The organism is Amycolatopsis jejuensis, assembly GCF_000717335.1.
GTDB lineage: Bacteria > Actinomycetota > Actinomycetes > Mycobacteriales > Pseudonocardiaceae > Amycolatopsis > Amycolatopsis jejuensis.
This window is the reverse complement of the sequence record NZ_JNYZ01000027.1, coordinates 218,466-235,288: the sequence shown is the minus strand read 5'-3', so window position 1 is coordinate 235,288 and position 16,823 is coordinate 218,466. Positions and strand designations below refer to the sequence as shown.

The 16,823-nt window shown below is 68.3% G+C and carries 17 protein-coding genes; 8 read left to right on the top strand and 9 right to left on the bottom strand.

The features are described from left to right. The first annotated feature begins 3 nt into the window (after positions 1-3). Positions 4-531: a GNAT family N-acetyltransferase gene (locus OO71_RS32990; RefSeq protein WP_033293854.1), complete on the top strand. Its 528-nt coding sequence runs from the start codon at positions 4-6 to the stop codon at positions 529-531. Here OO71_RS32990 and OO71_RS32985 read toward each other — a convergent pair. The 4 genes from OO71_RS32985 to OO71_RS32970 are packed head-to-tail and all read right to left on the bottom strand — an operon-like array spanning position 528 to position 3,896. After that, positions 528-1,418: an ABC transporter substrate-binding protein gene (locus OO71_RS32985; RefSeq protein WP_033293853.1), complete on the bottom strand. Its 891-nt coding sequence runs from the start codon at positions 1,416-1,418 to the stop codon at positions 528-530. The two genes, OO71_RS32990 and OO71_RS32985, sit on opposite strands and share 4 nt — an antisense overlap. Next, positions 1,415-2,119 carry an ABC transporter permease gene (locus tag OO71_RS32980; RefSeq protein WP_033293852.1) on the bottom strand — a complete coding sequence of 235 codons (705 nt, stop codon included), beginning with the start codon at positions 2,117-2,119 and terminating at the stop codon, positions 1,415-1,417. The genes OO71_RS32985 and OO71_RS32980 overlap by 4 nt, the downstream gene beginning before the upstream one ends. After that, entirely contained in the window at positions 2,116-2,808 is a 693-nt protein-coding gene (locus OO71_RS32975) for an ABC transporter permease (RefSeq protein ID WP_033293851.1), read from the bottom strand. The genes OO71_RS32980 and OO71_RS32975 overlap by 4 nt, the downstream gene beginning before the upstream one ends. Next, positions 2,808-3,896 carry an ABC transporter ATP-binding protein gene (locus tag OO71_RS32970; RefSeq protein ID WP_033293850.1) on the bottom strand — a complete coding sequence of 363 codons (1,089 nt, stop codon included), beginning with the start codon at positions 3,894-3,896 and terminating at the stop codon, positions 2,808-2,810. Before OO71_RS32970 ends, OO71_RS32975 begins: the two co-directional genes overlap by 1 nt. Positions 3,897-3,992: 96 nt before the next feature. On the opposite strand from OO71_RS32970, the gene OO71_RS32965 reads away from it, so the two are divergent. Continuing rightward, entirely contained in the window at positions 3,993-5,408 is a 1,416-nt protein-coding gene (locus tag OO71_RS32965) for a bis-aminopropyl spermidine synthase family protein (RefSeq protein WP_033293849.1), read from the top strand. A 139-nt stretch (positions 5,409-5,547) separates the two neighbouring features. Further along, on the top strand, positions 5,548-6,801 hold the full coding sequence (locus OO71_RS32960; protein ID WP_245633863.1) for an ATP-binding protein: 1,254 nt from the start codon (positions 5,548-5,550) through the stop codon (positions 6,799-6,801). Positions 6,802-6,855: 54 nt separating this feature from the next. On the opposite strand, the gene OO71_RS32955 is transcribed toward OO71_RS32960, so the two are convergent. Beyond that, positions 6,856-8,040, bottom strand: a complete 1,185-nt coding sequence (locus tag OO71_RS32955; RefSeq protein WP_033293847.1) for an NAD(P)-dependent malic enzyme — start codon at positions 8,038-8,040, stop codon at positions 6,856-6,858. Positions 8,041-8,383: 343 nt separating this feature from the next. Here OO71_RS32955 and OO71_RS32950 point away from each other — a divergent pair, with 343 nt between their 5' ends. Then, positions 8,384-8,989 carry a dTDP-4-dehydrorhamnose 3,5-epimerase family protein gene (locus OO71_RS32950; RefSeq protein ID WP_033293846.1) on the top strand — a complete coding sequence of 202 codons (606 nt, stop codon included), beginning with the start codon at positions 8,384-8,386 and terminating at the stop codon, positions 8,987-8,989. Here the strand turns inward: OO71_RS32950 and OO71_RS32945 are convergent. Together OO71_RS32945 and OO71_RS32940 are read right to left on the bottom strand one after the other, a co-directional pair. Next, positions 8,978-10,588 (bottom strand): GMC oxidoreductase, encoded by a 1,611-nt coding sequence (locus OO71_RS32945; RefSeq protein ID WP_033293845.1) that lies wholly within the window; start codon positions 10,586-10,588, stop codon positions 8,978-8,980. The genes OO71_RS32950 and OO71_RS32945 overlap by 12 nt on opposite strands. 42 nt (positions 10,589-10,630) lie before the next feature. Next, entirely contained in the window at positions 10,631-11,119 is a 489-nt protein-coding gene (locus OO71_RS32940) for a hotdog fold domain-containing protein (RefSeq protein ID WP_033293844.1), read from the bottom strand. An 86-nt stretch (positions 11,120-11,205) separates the two neighbouring features. Here OO71_RS32940 and OO71_RS32935 point away from each other — a divergent pair, with 86 nt between their 5' ends. Together OO71_RS32935 and OO71_RS32930 are read left to right on the top strand one after the other, a co-directional pair. Further along, the gene (locus tag OO71_RS32935; RefSeq protein ID WP_033293950.1) at positions 11,206-11,796 is read left to right on the top strand and encodes an acid phosphatase; all 591 of its coding nucleotides are present in this window, start codon (positions 11,206-11,208) and stop codon (positions 11,794-11,796) included. A gap of 1 nt (position 11,797) precedes the next feature. Continuing rightward, entirely contained in the window at positions 11,798-12,280 is a 483-nt protein-coding gene (locus OO71_RS32930) for a GNAT family N-acetyltransferase (RefSeq protein WP_033293843.1), read from the top strand. On the opposite strand, the gene OO71_RS32925 is transcribed toward OO71_RS32930, so the two are convergent. Next, on the bottom strand, positions 12,277-12,759 hold the full coding sequence (locus OO71_RS32925; protein WP_084145445.1) for a hypothetical protein: 483 nt from the start codon (positions 12,757-12,759) through the stop codon (positions 12,277-12,279). The genes OO71_RS32930 and OO71_RS32925 overlap by 4 nt on opposite strands. A gap of 322 nt (positions 12,760-13,081) precedes the next feature. On the opposite strand from OO71_RS32925, the gene OO71_RS32920 reads away from it, so the two are divergent. After that, a complete protein-coding gene (locus OO71_RS32920; RefSeq protein ID WP_033293842.1) occupies positions 13,082-14,008 on the top strand; it encodes a diacylglycerol/lipid kinase family protein in 927 nt (308 codons plus the stop codon). A gap of 274 nt (positions 14,009-14,282) precedes the next feature. Further along, positions 14,283-14,537, top strand: a complete 255-nt coding sequence (locus tag OO71_RS32915; protein ID WP_033293948.1) for a WhiB family transcriptional regulator — start codon at positions 14,283-14,285, stop codon at positions 14,535-14,537. 656 nt (positions 14,538-15,193) lie between these two features. On the opposite strand, the gene OO71_RS32910 is transcribed toward OO71_RS32915, so the two are convergent. Then, complete coding sequence (locus OO71_RS32910; RefSeq protein ID WP_033293841.1) at positions 15,194-16,714, bottom strand: sensor histidine kinase; 1,521 nt, start codon at positions 16,712-16,714, stop codon at positions 15,194-15,196. Positions 16,715-16,823 lie beyond the last annotated feature (109 nt).

Below are 16,823 nucleotides of genomic sequence, written 5' to 3'. Positions count from 1 at the left end.
GGCATGCTGATCCGCCAGTCAGGCACCGATGACGCCCCCGCGATCCACGCCGTGCACACCGCCGCCTTCCGCGTGCACAACCCCGAGGTCACCGGTGAAATCCCGGAAGCCCGGCTGGTCAACGGCCTCCACGCGGACGGCGACCTGATCCCGGCCCTGTCCCTGGTCGCGGTGCAGGACGGGCAGGTGATCGGCCACGCCTGCGCCAGCCCGGCACACCTCGAAAACGACCGGACGTCCGCCGTCGGCTTCGGCCCGCTGGGCGTACTGCCGGACCACCAACGCAGCGGCGCGGGATCTGCGCTGGTACACGCAACGGTCGGCGCGGCCAATGCCCTCGGGTACGCGCTGGTGGTCCTCCTTGGCGACCCGGGGTATTACTCCCGCTTCGGCTTCGTTCTGGCCGACACGCTGGGTATCACGCCGCCGGTGCCGGAATGGGCGCCGCACTTCCAGGCGCTGCCACTGGCGGGGTACACGCCGGAGAACCGAGGAGCTTTCCGCTACGCGGCTGCTTTTGACCGGCTCTAGGTCTTCAACCCGTTCCGCTGCAAAAACTCGTTCGCGATATCCACCGGATTCCGCTTCTCCCCCGTGTACTGCACGTTCAGCTCCGTTAGCTGCTCCGTCGTCAGCGCCTTCGACGCCCGGTTCAGCGCGGCCACCTCCTCGGCGTTCAGCACGCCCTTCGCCACCAGCGGGACGATGTTCTGCGCCGGGAACATGTGCTTGTCGTCTTCGAGTGGCACAAAGCCGTTCGACGCAATTGTCGCCGACGTGCTGAACAGGTCCGCCACCTGGACGTCACCCGACTTCAGCGCCGCGACCGTGACCGGGCCGCCCGTGTCCGTGGTGCGGATTTCCTTGAACTCACACCCGTACAGCTGCTTGATCCGGTCCTTCCATCGGCTGCTCCACTGCCCCGGCCCGCCCATCACCAGATCCTTGCAGCGCGGGCCAAGGTCGGAGAACGTCTTCACCCCGGTGTCCGCGAGCTGCTTCCCGACCACCAGCAAGTCCTTGTCCTGCGCCGGAGATTGGTCGAGCACCTCAAAGCCCGCAGGAAGCTTCGAACGAAGCTGCGCGTAAACATCCTCCGACGTCGTCACCGGGGTGTTCTTGTCGAAGTACCGCAACAGGTTCCCGCTGTAGTCCGGCACCACGGACAAAGACTTGTCCTGCAACGCTTTCACCACGACCTCGCGGCTGCCGACCGGCGGGCGTACGGTGATCTTGTGCGCACCGACCTCGCGTAGCGCACCGGCGTAGATCTGGGCGAGCAGCAGGCTCTCGCCGACGTCCGACGCGCCGATGATGATGTCGCCGCTGTTACCGCCCTCGCCGCCGCCGGCCAGCGGATTCCCGCACGCCGACGCCAGCAGGGCCAGGCCCGCCACCAGCACCCCCCACCGCTTCACGCCACTCCTCCCGCCGCCACGGCCTTGCCGGACGCCGCTTGCGCCGCCAGCCGGACTCCCTTGGGTACCAACGCCCGTTGTACTGCGGCGAGCAGCAGGTCAGCCACGATTGCCAGCAGCGCTGTGAGAATCGCGCCCGCGACGACCTCGGTGTAGTCCAAAATGGCCAGTCCGTCGAGCAGGAACCGGCCGAGGCCACCGAGACCGACGTACGCGGCCACCGCGGCGGTCGCGATCAGCTGCAGCACCGCGTTGCGAATTCCGCCCAGCACCAACGGAAGCGCAATCGGCACCTCCACTTGCCACAGCCGCTGCCAACCGGTCATCCCGATGCCCTGGGCGGCGTCGACCACGTTGTGCTCGGCGGCCTGCAGACCCGCGTACGTACCTGCCATCACCGGTGGAATCGCCAGCACCACCAAGCCGATGATGGTCGCCGTGGTGCTTTCGGTGAAGAGCAAGAACAAGAACGTGACGAGCCCGAGCGTCGGCAGTGCGCGGATCACGTTGCCCGCTCCGACGAGTACGACGCCGCCGCGTCCGGTGTGGCCGACGAACAGTCCTACCGGGATTGCGATCACCAGCGCGATGACCAGCGCCAGCAGCACGTATCCGACGTGCTCGGCGAGCCGGACGCCGATCCCGCCCGGACCTTGCCAGTTCGCAGCTGTGGTGAACCAGCCGAAGACGTCCCCGATCATCCGGCCACCTCCGCGGCCGGCGCGCGGCCCGCTCGTTCCCAAGGCGTGAGGAGATTGCGCAGTGCCACCAGTAGCAGGTCGACGACCAGCGCGAGCAGCATCGTCAGCACGATGCCGACCACGATCGGCGAGAAGTACTCGCGCTGGAATCCGTCGGTGAACAGCACGCCCAGCGCCCCGGTACCGATCAGCGCGCCGACGCTCACCAGGCTGATATTGCTCACCGACGCCACCCGCACTCCGGCAGCCAGCACCGGTACCGCAAGCGGCAGTTCCACGCTGAAGAACCGGCGCGGGGCGCGGTACCCGATCGCCGTGGCGGCCGCGATGATGTGCGACGGCACCGCGTCCAGCGCGTCGAGCACCGGCCGCACGAGCAGCGCGGTGGTGTAGATGGTGAGCGCGACGATCACGTTGACACTGTCCAGGATTTTCGTCCCGATGATGCCCGGGATCACCACGAACAGCGCCAGCGACGGGATCGTGTACAGCAGATTTCCCACCACCAGCAGCACACTGCGCACCGGCCGCCAGCGATGGCCGAGCCAGCCGAACAGGATCGCCGCCGCGATGCCCGCGACGAGCGGCACGAGCGCGAGGTACACGTTCTCGGCCAGGTTGCCGAGGATCTCGTTGCGGTTGCTGGCACTCGACAGGTAGCGGCCGAGCTCGCCGAAGAAGCCGTCCATCAGGACGCCTGCGGGGACGCCTCGATCACGTCCAAGACCTGGTGCGCGACCACCGTCCCGAGCACGCGGTTCTCGTCGTCCACCACCACCCCGAGGCTGGCCGGTGACGACAGCGCGGCGTCGAGCGCGCCGCGGATCGGCGTACCCTGCACGTACAGCGATCCGCCTGCCACGAGGTGGGTTTCGGCTAACGGGCCGTCCACAGTGGACCCCGGCGGAAGCCAGCCGCGCGGCTGTTTCTCGTCGTTCACCGCGAGCAGCCAGCCCTCGGACGGCGCATCGAACGTGCTGCCCAGCTCCACCGTGTTCGCCGGGGACACCTCGACACCGCTTGCGGGAAGGAACGAAAGCCCGCGGTAGCCCCGATCCCGGCCGACGAACGAGGCGACGAAATCGTCCACCGGATGCCGCAGCACGTCGGCCGGAGTGCCGTACTGCGCGAGCTTCCCGCCCACGCGCATGACCGCGACCTTGTCGCCGAGCCGCACGGCCTCGTCGATGTCGTGGGTGACGAAGACGATTGTCTTGCCCAGCTGGGATTGCAGCCGCAGCAGCTCGTCCTGGAGTCCTTCCCGGACGATCGGGTCGACCGCGGAGAACGGCTCGTCCATCAGCAGCACCGGCGAATCCGCGGCCAGCGCACGGGCCACGCCGACGCGCTGCTGCTGCCCGCCGGACAGCTGCGCCGGGTACCGCTTGCCGAGCTCGGCAGGCAGCCCGACGGTCTCGAGAAGCTCGGCCGCCCTGGCGCGCGCTTTGCGTTTGTCCCATCCGGACAGCAGCGGCACGGTGGCGACGTTGTCGAGCACTGTCCGGTGTGGAAAGAGACCGGCGTGCTGGATCACGTACCCGATCCCGCGGCGCAGCACCGCCGGGTCGCCCTCGCTCACGTCCTTGCCGTCCAGCAGCACAGCGCCCGAAGTGGGCTCGACCATCCGGTTGATCATCCGCAGCGACGTCGTCTTGCCGCAGCCGGACGGGCCCACGAACACCGTGATCGTGCCGTCCTCCACCGTGAGGGAGAGGCCGTCGACCGCGACCGTGCCATCCGGATACCGTTTGGTGACGTCGCGGAATTCGATTGTCACAGACTTCTCCCCACGTCCGGTGCAGAGTCCGACGGTAGCCCACTCCCGGAGCCTTGGCAGCTCGTCCCGGAGAATGGCCGTCTACCCTCAGAGCCCGTGACCGCTCTCGACGACGTCCTGGCCGCGCACGGTGCCGCCGTCCGCCCGCTGTATGAGGTACTCGGCTTGCTGCGCAGTGGTTCCTACGAGCTGGCCGACCTGGTGCGCCTCACCGCAGCGCCACGGCGAAGCGTCGAGGACGTGCTGACAGCGCTCGAAGCGGACCTGGAACGATCAGCCGCCGGAGTCCGGATCGCGCCGGACGCGCGGCCTGCGTACGCGTCGTACGCGCTGCCGGAGCTGCCCGATGCGCTCGATGCAGCAGTCGCCGCACAGCCCGCTTTGCTCACCATGCTGACCGAGCGGATCGCCGCAGTCCCACCGCCGCTCGCCGCGCTGGACCACGTACAGGCAACGCCGGAGACGGTGCTGCGGCGGGCGTTGTGGCTGAACGCGCGGTACGACCTGCGCCGCAGCAAGGTGTTGTTCCTCGGCGACCACGATCTGACGTCGCTCGCCGTCCAAGCGGTATGCCCGGAAGCCGACCTGACCGTGGTCGACCTCGACGAGCGCGTGCTGTCCTACCTGGACGATACGGGCGTGTTCACCGCGCACGCGGACCTGCGGGTCGGCCTGCCGCCCGCGGTCACCGGCAAGGCGGACCTGGTGTTCAGCGATCCGCCGTACACCCCGGAAGGCATGGGCCTCTTCGCCGCGCGGGCAGTGCAGGCGCTGCGGGAGCCGACGGAGGGCCGGATCCTGCTGGCGTACGGGTACAGCCCGCGGCATCCCGCACTGGGCGCGCAGGTACAACGTTCGCTGGCGACGCTGGGTCTCACGTTCGAGGCAATCCTGCCGGACTTCAACCGCTACACCGGCGCGCAGGCCATCGGCAGCGCGGCTGATCTGTACGTGTGCCAGCCGACAGCGAAGGCCAAGAAGTCGTTCGCCCGCAAGGGAAGCTCGGCGATCTACACGCACGGACCCCAGTCGGTCGAATCGGCCGGGACGAAACCGGGCCTGCTGGCCGCCGTCCGCGAAATCGCCGCCGAGGGCGGTCTGGCGCTGGAAACCCGCCCGGTAGGCTGGGCAACGTCCGGCCCGGAAGGCGACGCAGTCGCGATGGACCTGTCAGCGGACCCGGGACCGTGGCTGCTGCGCACGCTACTGGGCACCAACGCCCGCCGCTTGGCGCTGCTGGTGCCGAACAACCACCCAGACCTCGCGGACGCTCCTTCGCAGGCGTCCCTCACCGCTTTGGTGGCAGAGAAGTACCGGCTGCGGCTGCTGCGGAGCACCCCGGACAACCGGCACGCAATCGTGGTGGCCGACCTGGTCGACCGCCCGTCCGACCTCCTGACCCGAGCCCACGCCCGCCTGGCGAACGTCTCCCTGTCCGTACCGGAGGACCTGGAGGAGCTCCGGCTGGTGGATGTACCGCGGCATCGGCTCGCGGAGCTGGTGCGGGGGTGAGCGGCCAAAGTGAAGTCACCCCAGCGGCCAGATTGAAGGCACCCTAGCGGCCAAATTGAAGCTACCCTAGCGGCCAGATTGAAGATCAACTAGCGAACACTGGTCAAAAATGACCTCTGACCTGCTACAATAACCTACCGTGACGTCACGGATGGGCTTCTTCAACCGACGGGCGCAGACGCTCACTGCCGAGGCGCTCACCGACACTCGAGTCGTCCTGATCAACGGAGCCCGGCAGGCAGGCAAGAGCACCCTCGCCCGCATGATCGCGAACGATTCGGACGTCGAGGTCCGCAACCTCGACCGCCCGCAGGACCTCGAGGCGGCTCGCACCGACCCCAGCGGGTTCGTCGACTTCGACCGGCTGATGATCATCGACGAGATCCAGCGGGCGCCGGAACTGTTCCTCGCGATCAAGGCGGTGGTCGACGCCGACCCGCGGCCCGGCCGGTTCCTGCTCACCGGCTCGTCCCGGATCCTTGCGCTCCGCGGTCTCCCGGACACGTTGCCGGGCAGAAGCGAAACCACCGAGCTGTGGCCGCTCTCCCAGGGCGAGATCGACGGCACTCGCGACGATTTCGTCGACGCGGCCTTCGCGCTGGGACCCGACCTGCACCACCATTCCGAACTCGATCGACGGGACTATGCCGAGCGAGCGGTCCGCGGGGGCTTCCCCGAAGCTGTCCACCGGCCCGACCCGCGCCGGCGCGCCCGATTCTTCGAGTCCTATCTCGACGATCTGATCACCCGCGACATCAGGCAGCTCGGCGAGATCGAGCGGCTCGCTCAGCTGCGCACGCTGCTGCAGCTCATCGCCGGGAGGAACGCCGGTCTGCTCGTACCCACCTCGCTCGGCAGCGACGTCGGCCTGAACTACCACACCACCCAGCGGTATCTCGGGCTGCTCGAAGAGATCTTCCTGATCAAGCGAATCCCGGCGTGGTCCCGCAACATCACCGCACGTTCGGTCGACACTCCCAAGGTGGCCTTCGTCGACACCGGAATCGCGGCCAATCTCGTGCAGGCCGAACCCGGCGCCCTGATCCGTCCTGGCGGCGAATTCGGCTCGCTCCTCGAAGGATTCGTCCTCATGGAGCTGGCCCGGCAGCTCACCTGGTCGGACAGCCGGGCCCAGCTTTACCACTACCGGACCAAGGACAAGGTCGAAGTGGATGCCGTCCTCGAGAACCCCCGAGGCCAAGTGGTCGCGATCGAGGTGAAGGCAGCCACCACCGTCACTTCCGGAGACTTCCGCGGTCTCCGTCACCTCGAACAACGGCTCGGGGACGACTTTCTCGCCGGTTATGTGCTCCACACCGGCACCGACACCTTGCCATTCGGGCCGAAACTGCGCGCAGTACCCGTCAGCGCGCTATGGCAGCTCGCCGCCTGACCAAAAGAAAGGCTCCCCGGCCAACCAGCCGGGGAGCCCTTCCACAACCAACCCTCAGCCGGTAACCCCATCCTGCTCAGCAGCCTTCGCCACCGCAGCCGCCACCTCCGGTGCCACCCGCGGGTCCAGCGGGCTAGGCACAATCCGATCCCGACCGAGATCATCCGTCGCCACCGCCACGATCGCCTCCGCGGCCGCCAGCTTCATGTTCTCCGTGATCGCCCGCGCGCCCGCGTCCAGGGCGCCCCGGAAGACACCCGGGAAGGCCAGCACGTTGTTGATCTGGTTCGGGAAGTCGCTCCGCCCCGTCGCCACGATCGCGGCGTGCCGGGCGGCCTCGGCCGGGTGGACCTCCGGGTCCGGATTGGACAGTGCGAACACGATCGAGTCATCCGCCATCGTGGACAGCAGTGACGGGTCGATGGTCGCGCCGGAAAGGCCCAGGAACACGTCCGCGCCGCGCAGAGCCTCGGCGAGGCCACCGGTGAGGCCTGCCTTGTTGGTGGTCTCGACGAGCTGCTGCTTGATCGGGTTCAGGCCCTCGCGGCCCGCGTGGATGATGCCGCGCGAGTCGAGCACCGTCACGTCCGCCACGCCTGCCGCCAGCAGGATCTTCGCGCAGGCCACGCCCGCTGCGCCCGCACCCGACACGACCACCCGCTCGGTCGCGATGTCGCGGTCCAGCACCAGGTTCGCCCCGCGCAGGGCCGCCAGCGTGACGATCGCGGTGCCGTGCTGGTCGTCGTGCATGACCGGGCAGTCCAGTGCCTGCTTGAGCTTGTCCTCGAGCTCGAAGCACCGCGGCGCGGACACGTCCTCCAGGTTCACCGCGCCGAACGACGGGCGCAGCCGCACGAGGGTCTCCACGATCTCGTCGACGTCGGTGGTGTCGAGCACCAGCGGAATCGAGTCCAGCCCGCCGAACGTCTTGAAGAGCACCGATTTGCCCTCCATCACCGGCAGCGACGCGCTCGCGCCGATGTCGCCGAGCCCGAGCACCGCGGTCCCGTCGCTGACCACTGCCACGAGCCGGTCCGCCCACGTGTAGCGCTTCGCCTTTGCGGCGTCCTCGGCAATGGCCCGGCTCACCTTCGCCACCCCTGGCGTGTAGGCGATCGAGAGGTCACGCGGGTCGGCAATCGGCCGGGTGGCCGCCACGGAGAGCTTGCCGCCCTCGTGCCCGGTGAAGATCTCGGCGTCGGACACGGTGCCCGTAACGCTGCTGGCCTGGTCGGTCATCGGGTTTCCTGTCGTCGGGATGACGGGAGCTGGGTGGATCTGGGTCATCGAACGTACTCCTGGGACTGCGATCGGGGGACCACCGGCTGACGGGCGAAGGCGCGCCCGCCGCCCATGGGAACTCGTCCTCCGGACGGCAGCCCAGCGCGGTAGCGCCGGCCTGTCGGCGAGGCGTCACGGCGGCCATCCGATCCGTGGGGTGTGGCGATGGCCGCGGACGCTGCGGTCCGTCAATCATGACAGGCCCCCGTACACCCCCGACCCCTCGGTGCGGTTGATGTCACAGATTCGCCGTTCCCAAGACGTCCGTCCGGTTTCGGAATCCGCTCGATAAGGTGGCGTCATGGACTTCCGCCCGCTGAAAGTCGCCGACGCTTTCGAGTTCACGCCGCGCGTCTTCCCCGACGAGCGCGGGCTCTTCGTCGCGCCGTTCCAGGAGGACGCGCTCATCCGTGCCACCGGGCATCCGCTGCGGGTCGCGCAGACGAACCACAGCGTCTCGCGCGCGGGCACCATTCGCGGCGTGCACTTCGCCGACACCCCGCCCGGGCAGGCGAAGTACGTCTACTGCCCGTCCGGCGCACTGCTCGACGTACTGGTGGATCTCCGCGTCGGCTCGCCCAGCTTCGGCCAGTGGGACGCGGTCCGCCTCGATTCCCAGGACTACCGCGCGGTGTACGTCGCCGAGGGAATCGGGCACGCGTTCGTCGCGCTTGAAGACGCCACCGTGATGGCGTACCTGTGCTCCGAGCCCTACAACCCGACCGGCGAACGCGGCGTCAGCCCGCTCGACCCGGCGCTCGAACTCCCCTGGCCGGCCGACCTGCCGCCGATTGTGTCCGAAAAGGACCGTGCCGCGCCGACGCTCGCCGATGCGCTGGACCAGGGCTTGCTGCCGCAGTACGCCGACTGCGTGGCCCACTATGAAACGCTGCGATCACCCTCGTAAGACGTCCTCGGCCAGCACCCGCTCCACGTTCCGCTCCGCCAGCGCGGTGATCGTCACGAACGGGTTCACCCCGGTACTGCCCGGAATCAGCGACCCGTCGGTGACGTACAGGTTGCGATATCCCTTCACGCGCCCGTAGCCGTCGGTCGCCTCGCCGAGTACGAGGCCGCCGAGCGGGTGGTAGGTGAAGCGGTTCTCGAACGGCCGGGTGTCGCCGAAAAGGTCGTAACGGTAGATCGTGCGGTTCTTCGCGTTGATGCGGTCGAACAACGACTTCGCCGCGTCGATCGAGGGCTGTCCCTGATCCGGAGTCCACTGCAGTTTCGCGGAATCACTGGCGGGGTCGTAGGCAAAGTGGCCGCGTTCGGGGTTTTTCGTGATCGCGAGGTACAGGCTCACCCAGGTTTCGAGACCGGCGGGCACCGGCGCGATCTCCGCGAACACCGGATGCACCGGGTGGTCCCAGTCGTCGATGCCGAGCGCGGGCATCGCCGACTGCAGGCTGCCCGTCGTGTCCCACACGTGGTTGGCGCGGCCGAGCATCACGTTGCCGTTGGTGCCCCAGCCCTGCCCGACGGCCTCGGGCAGCCGCGGCAGCCGTCCGGTGTCCCGGGCGCGCAGCAGCAGTTCGGTGGAGCCGAGACTGCCCGCGCCGAGGAACAGGTACTTCGTGGTCACGTGCCTGGTGGAGAGCACATTGCCGAGCGCGTCGGATTCACGCACGACCAGCGTGTACGTCCCGTCCGGCTGCTGGCTGATCTCGCGGACCTCGTGCAGCGTCTGGATCGTGACGCGGCCGGTGCCGAGCGCGGCGGCGAGGTAGGTCCGGTCGAGCGAGCGTTTGCCGTGGTTGTTGCCGTAAATCACCTCGGACGCCAGCGCGGATCGCTCGACGGTGCCGGCTTCTTCGCGCTTCAGATAGTCGAAATCGTAGACGCTCGGCACGAAGGTGGTACGCAGCCCGGTTTTCTCCGCAGCTTTCCGGGAAACGCGGGCGAATTGATACGAACGGCAGGTCTCGAACCAGTTTTCGTCGATGTGGTTCACCCCGAGTGCCGCGTTGGCGCGCGAGAAATACTTGCCGTACATCTCGTCGGCATCCACCTGCGGCAGGATTTCCTCGAAGTACGAACGTTTCGGCGGCACCGCCATTGCGCCGTTCACCAGCGAACCGCCGCCGACACCGCGTCCGACGTACACCGACATCCCGTCGTAGTTCACCCGGTCCAGCACTCCGGCGTACGGCTGGATGTCGCGATTCGCGATGTCCAGCCACAGGAATGACGCGAGCGGTGCTTCGGTGCGCTTTTTGAACCACATTGCGCGCGCGTCGGGTTTCAGCATGCGGCAGAAGATCCGGCCGTCCGGACCCGCTTCATTCCACAGCTGGCCCATTTCGAGCATGAGCGTGGACACGCCCGCTTCGCCGAGCCGTAATGCGGTGACCGCGGCGCCGTACCCGGTGCCGATCACCACCGCCGGCGAGTACTCCGGCAAGGTCTCGGCCCGCGCGGGGTTCGCCGAGATGCTGGTCAAGCCGAAGGCGGCGGCGGAGTTCAGCGCGGCGAGGCCGAGAAACCGGCGGCGATTGAGAGGCATACCCAGATAGTAAACGCCGTTTACTCAAGACCGCCGCCGAGTTCACTCAGGCGGGCTAGAGCTTTTGCGCGGCGTGACCCACACCGTGATCGTCGCGCTCACCACGGTCGCCCCACCGCTGTCGACGATCCGCACCGGCACCGGCAGATCGAACCCATGGTCGCCGAACTCCGGAATTTCCGGCAATTCGGCAATCGCGCGCAGGCCGGTCCCGGCTTTCGCGACATAACTCACTTCCATCCCCTTCGGCAGCCACCGATGCGACGCCGGGACGGTCGCCTCGGCCAGCATGCCCATGGCGATTTCGGCGAGGTTGCAGGCGGCGATCGCGTGAAAGGTCCGGATGTGGTTGTGGACACCCCACCACTTCGGCGCGGTCACCGAGCAGTACCCCGGACGCAGCTCACGCACGGTCGGCAGCACGGTGGCGAAGTAGGGCACCCGCAAGCACATCGCAGCGGAAAACAGCTGCTTACCGCCGGGCTTCGCGACCAGCCGGCGCCACAGCGCGTACGTCGATGGAGACCCCATCAGCACCTCCCAAGTGAAGTTACTCACGAGTAGCCAAGCACACGATGCACCTGCCCGGCAAACCCGGCGCGGCTATATTCGGGCCCGTGGCACATCAGCTGTTTCTTCTCCGGCACGGCCAGACCGAATGGTCGGCGAACGGCAGGCACACCGGGCGGACCGACATCCCGCTCACCGAGGCAGGTGAGGACCAGGCGCGCGCCGCCGGTGGCACGCTTCGCACGCTGCTCGGCGGCCCCGGGCTGGTGCTGTCCAGCCCGCGCGCCCGCGCCGTGCGCACTGCGGAGCTCGCCGGCCTGCGCGTCGACGAGGTCACCGACGAGCTGGCCGAATGGGACTACGGCGACTACGAAGGCGTCACCACGCCGAAAATCCGCGAGACGGTGCCGGACTGGACCGTCTGGACGCATCCGGTACCCGGCGGCGAAAGCGCGGCCGACGTGCAGGCGCGCGCGGACAAGGTGCTCGACCGGGCCCGCCGCGAAATCGAGCGCGGTGACGTCGTGCTGGTCGGCCACGGGCATTTCAGCCGCGTGCTGGTCGCGCGTTGGCTCGGGTTGCCCGGTACCGCGGGTGTCCACTTCGGACTCGACCCGGCCGGTCTCGCGGTACTCGGCGACGAACGCGGCGAACCGCAGATCGAGCACCTGAACCTGCTGCCCGCGCTGGAGGGTTGACGTGCCCGACCCCCGCGTGCGGCGGATCCGGCCGGAAGACGTCGACGCCGTCGTGGAGCTGGTCTACGCGCTGGCCGAATACGAGCGTGCGCTGCCGGAATGCCACCTGACCGCCCCGCAGCTGCACACCGCGTTGTTCGGCGAGGCACCGGCGCTGTTCGGCCATGTGGCCGAGGTGGATGGTGCCGTCGCCGGATTCACCTTGTGGTTCCTCAACTTTTCGACCTGGCGCGATACGCACGGCATCTACCTGGAGGACCTGTACGTCCGCGAGGACCAGCGCGGTTCGGGCCTCGGCAAGGTGCTGCTCGCGACGCTGGCCGCGGAATGCGTGGCCAAGGGGTACCACCGCCTGGAGTGGTCGGTGCTCGACTGGAACCCGGCCGTCGGCTTCTACCGCGCGCTGGGCGCCCAGCCCCAGGACGAGTGGACCGTGCACCGCCTCACCGACGAACCACTGCACGCACTCGCCAAAGAGGCCTAGTCCTGTTCGTGGCGCTCTCGCTCGGCCCGCCGCCCGGCGAGACCGCCCCGTTCGGCAGCCTCCTCCTCGGTTTCGTCGTCGTGCATGCCGAGCGCCCACGCGCGCGCCGGGCGCCGGAAGAGCAGCACCAGCGCGGCCAGGCCGCACAGCCCGATCGGCACGCCCCACACCGGCTGCCCGGACGGGCCGAGCAGGTACCAGCCGACCCCCATCAGCAGCAGCGCGACCACCACCCCCGGCGACCGCGCCCACGTCCGGCCGAACAGCAGCCCCACCGACGCGGCCAGGAAAATCAGCCCCAGCACCGCGTACGTGCCGAATTCGGCCCAGACGTTGTTGCCCGGCAACGGCGGCGTGCTCAGCCCGTGCACCAGCAGCACCACGCCGAGCACCAGCAGGCCGACCCCAGGCAGGCCGGTGAGGACCCCGGCGATCCGGACCTCGATCGGGGTGGGCGGCAGGTCCTCGGGGTGCGACACGGGCGCGGCCTTTCAGCTGCTTTGCGGGAGCACAGCCACTCGACCAGCGCGAGTCACCGTGCGTGAGCACTACCGATCGTATGCCACCCGGTCGGCCGTTTTCGCGCGGCGGCAGTCACGTGAAAATCGGGGTTGTCGTCGATGAGCGGGCGGTCGGCCCGGGTGCACTTGTCACGACGCGCGGAGTTTCGCCGTCTGCAGAGGAGGGCCGCCCGGCACAGGGTCACCGAGGAGATTTCCGGGGACGGCGCCCGCTGAGCTTCGCGTCACCTTGTGCCGCGAGAGGTACTCCCTCCGGGTGGATGTCACTTACTCTGCGGTAGTGCGCGCGATCCTCGTCGTGAACCCCCAGGCCACCTCGACCACCGCAGGTGGCCGGGACGTGCTGGCGCACGCACTGGCCAGCCAGGTCAAGCTCGACGTCGTCGAGACCGACTACCGCGGCCACGCGCTGGCGGTGGCCCGTTCGGCGGCCCGTGACGGCTTCGACCTGGTCGTGGCGCACGGCGGAGACGGCACGGTCAACGAGGTCGTCAACGGTCTCCTCGCCGATTCGACCGGCGTTCCCGGGCGCGCGGGCGCGGTGCCGATGCTGGGCGTCGTACCGGGTGGTTCGGCCAATGTGTTCGCGCGCGCCATCGGGCTGCCCGCCGATCCCGTCGAGGCGACCCACCAGCTGCTCACCGCACTGGAGACCGACCGCCGCCGCCGGATCGGGCTCGGACTGGCCGACGGGCACTGGTTCACCTTCAACGCCGGGCTCGGCTGGGACGCCGACGTCGTCGGCCGCGTCGCGAAGGCGCGTGGCAAGCAGACGAGCTCGACCCTGTACCTGCGCGCCGCGGTGCGCTCCTACTTCCGGCCGCCACTCGGGCGCCCGCCGCTCACGGTGCGGATCCCGGGCGAGGAACCGGCCGAAGCGGTGACGGCATTCGTGTCGAACACCGATCCGTGGACCTACCTCGGGGAACGTCCGGTCCACCTCAACGCGGGCTGCTCGTTCGAGAGCGGGCTGGGCCTGTTCGCGCTGAACGGTCTGCGTTTGCCCACCGTGTTCACGCATGTACGGCAAGCTCTGCTCACGGAGAGCGACCAGCACGGCCGCCGCCTGCTACGCCGCGACGACGTCCCGCTAATCCGCATCGATGCAGATGAGCCGGTCAACTTCCAGGTCGACGGGGACCTCGTGGGGCAGCGCACGCGGGTCGAATTCCAGAGCGTCCCGGATGCACTCACGGTAATCGTGTGACAGACCGACTACTGATCGCCCGCGGCAAAGTGCCGCCTGCCGCTCGGCGACGCAAACCCTCCGTTCACCGCACCGGCCTTCCGGCGAGCGGTCCGTTTCAGACAGAAACCGCAGGTCAGAGGCTTAGCTCGGGCGGGTGAGCTGACTCACCGATCTTGTCGAAACCCTTGTCGAACGCGGTGCTTCGTGAAAGCATTCACAAGCACCCAAAAACACGACCGCCATGACGACTGTGGCGCGGCCCTCCCGCGTCACTGTGAAGGAGCTCACGAACATGGACTGGCGCCACGACGCGGCCTGCCGAGACGAGGACCCCGAGCTGTTCTTCCCCGTGGGGACCAGCGGTCCGGCTCTGTTGCAGGTCTCCGAGGCGAAGGCCGTGTGCCACCGCTGCACCGTCGCTTCCGACTGCCTGGCCTGGGCTCTGGCCAGCGGCCAGGACGCCGGCGTGTGGGGCGGCATGAGCGAAGACGAGCGACGCGCGCTCAAGCGCCGCCGTACGCACATCGGCACGCGTACCACCGCCTGAGCCTTCCCGGCTCAGCTGCACCACACCAGTATCGCAAGCACCATTCCGGCCGGATCTTTCGCCCCCGGGCTTCACCTTTGCCCACGCTCTGGGGTGATACCTCTCCGGCCCGAGCGTAACAACGAAGGTCGGCCACCCAGCACCCGGGTAGCCACCTCACCCCAGGACACAGCTCCTGCCGCGAACGTTGAACGGGCCGGTACCCCGATTTCTTCACATCGGTACCGGCCCTTCGGCGTGTCCCGGGCCAATTCCGTGAAGGCCACCTTCACAGCCTTCAATTCCGTGAAGGCCACCTTCACGGAATCAGATTCCCTCAAGGTTCCCTTCACGGACTCCAATTCCCTCATGGTTCCCTTCACGGACCTACATTCCCTCATGGTTCCCTTCACGGACTTTCCCGGCCCGCCACCCACCCACTGACGAAGCCGCACCCGCGCACCCATCGAACCCAGGCACCCAGACCCGGCCCTGCACCCCGATACGAAGCCAAAAACACGGGCGGCGGTGGGTTGTCAAGGCATCTTTCCCGCCTTGACAACCCACCGCCGCCCGTAGTCACAATCAGGCTTCGGGGTGCCCCACGCAACAGTTCCCCGCCGCAAATCCCCACCGCCGCGCATAACCACCGCAAAGATCAGAACCACCGCAAAAGATCACAACCGCCGCGAAAGAGGAATCCTCAACGCCGCCTCAGTGCCCGGCACCCGATTCCCCGCCGCATCCGTCCGTGCCTTCCGCAACGACAACGAGCCCCGCAGTTCGGACTCCACCAGCGTCCGTACGATCTGCAACCCCAGCCCGTCACTGCGCTCCAGCGAAAACCCGGACGGCAGCCCCCGCCCGTCGTCCCGGATCAGCACGTCCAGCCACCGGGCCGACCGCTCCACGATCAGCTCGACCTTCCCCGGCCGCCCCTGCGGAAACGCATGCTCGATCGCGTTCTGCACCAGTTCGGCCAGCACCATCACCAACGGCGTGGCAATCTCCGCCACCACCACGCCGAACGACCCCTTCCGCGTCAGCCCCACCTGAGACTCCGCGGTCGCCACCTCCCCCACCATCGGCAGCACGTTGTCGAGCAGCTTGTCCAAATCGACCCGCTCGTCAACCGAGATCGACAACGCCTCGTGCACCATCGCAATCGACGACACCCGACGCACCGATTCCCCCAGCGCCAGCCGAGCCTCCTCGCTCGTCGTACGCCGCGACTGCAGCCGCAGCAACGCAGCCACAGTCTGCAGATTGTTCTTGACCCGGTGGTGAATCTCCCGGATCGTGGCGTCCTTCGACATCAACGCCCGGTCCCGCCGCTTGACCTCCGTGACGTCGCGCACCAGCACCAGCGCACCAGCAGGCTGCCCGGCAGGCCGCAACGGCAACGCGCGGAACAACACCACCGCACCACGCTTCGAATCAGCCTCGGTACGCGTGGACGGCTTCCCGTCGAGCGCCTCGATGATCCTGTGTGACACCTCGGTGGCGTCGAACGGATCGCGAATCAACGACCGCGTGAGCGGAGCCAGCCGCTGTCCGACCAGGTCCGATTCGTGGCCCATCCGGTGATAGGCCGACAGCCCATTCGGACTCGCGAACACCACGGTGCCACTCTGGTCGAGCCGCACCAGCCCATCGCCGACCCGCGGGCTCGTGTGCGTATCAGTCTGGTTGCCGCCAGCAGGCGGGAAAGTGCCGTCCACGATCATCTGGCACAAATCGCCCGCACTGCCCAGATACGCGATCTCCAGCGGGCTCGGCACCCGGGGCGCGGCGAGGTTGGTCTCGCGGCTCAGCACTGCGATCACGTTGCCGTCGAAGCGCACCGGCACGGCTTCGCGGCGCATCGGGAGGTCGCGGTACCAATGCGGGTCTTCCTCGCGGCAGATCTTCACCTCGCGGATGGCCTTGGCCAGCTGCGGGTGCTCGTCGATGGTGAAACGCGTGCCGACGACGTCCTCGGGATGCGCGGTGGGCGCGGTGGTGGGGCGGGCGTGCGCGACGCACACGAAGTCGCCGCCATCGGACTGGTGTTCCTCGGAAACCGGGACCCACAGCAGGAAATCGGCGAACGACAGGTCGGCGAGCAGCTGCCATTCCGCGACGACGGTCTGCAGGTGGTCGGCCGCCTCGCCGGGGAGGCCGGTGTTCTCGGCGAGCAGGTCGGACAGCGTGGACACGGCTATCGGCCACCCTCACGTGTGGTGTGTTCGTTCATGACCGGCCACCTCCTGTAGTCCATCCAACCAGAGCGTACGACGGGTGCTGCCCGGCAGCGCAGGCCGCCGT

Bases quoted from the DNA above. Each gene is read 5' to 3' on its own strand.
- OO71_RS32990 (WP_033293854.1), top strand. From the start codon at position 4: ATGCTGATCCGCCAGTCAGGCACCGATGACGCCCCCGCGATCCACGCC.
- OO71_RS32980 (WP_033293852.1), bottom strand. From the start codon at position 2,119: ATGATCGGGGACGTCTTCGGCTGGTTCACCACAGCTGCGAACTGGCAA.
- OO71_RS32975 (WP_033293851.1), bottom strand. From the start codon at position 2,808: ATGGACGGCTTCTTCGGCGAGCTCGGCCGCTACCTGTCGAGTGCCAGC.
- OO71_RS32955 (WP_033293847.1), bottom strand. From the start codon at position 8,040: ATGACCGACCAGGCCAGCAGCGTTACGGGCACCGTGTCCGACGCCGAG.
- OO71_RS32950 (WP_033293846.1), top strand. From the start codon at position 8,384: ATGGACTTCCGCCCGCTGAAAGTCGCCGACGCTTTCGAGTTCACGCCG.
- OO71_RS32945 (WP_033293845.1), bottom strand. From the start codon at position 10,588: ATGCCTCTCAATCGCCGCCGGTTTCTCGGCCTCGCCGCGCTGAACTCC.
- OO71_RS32940 (WP_033293844.1), bottom strand. From the start codon at position 11,119: ATGGGGTCTCCATCGACGTACGCGCTGTGGCGCCGGCTGGTCGCGAAG.
- OO71_RS32915 (WP_033293948.1), top strand. From the start codon at position 14,283: ATGGACTGGCGCCACGACGCGGCCTGCCGAGACGAGGACCCCGAGCTG.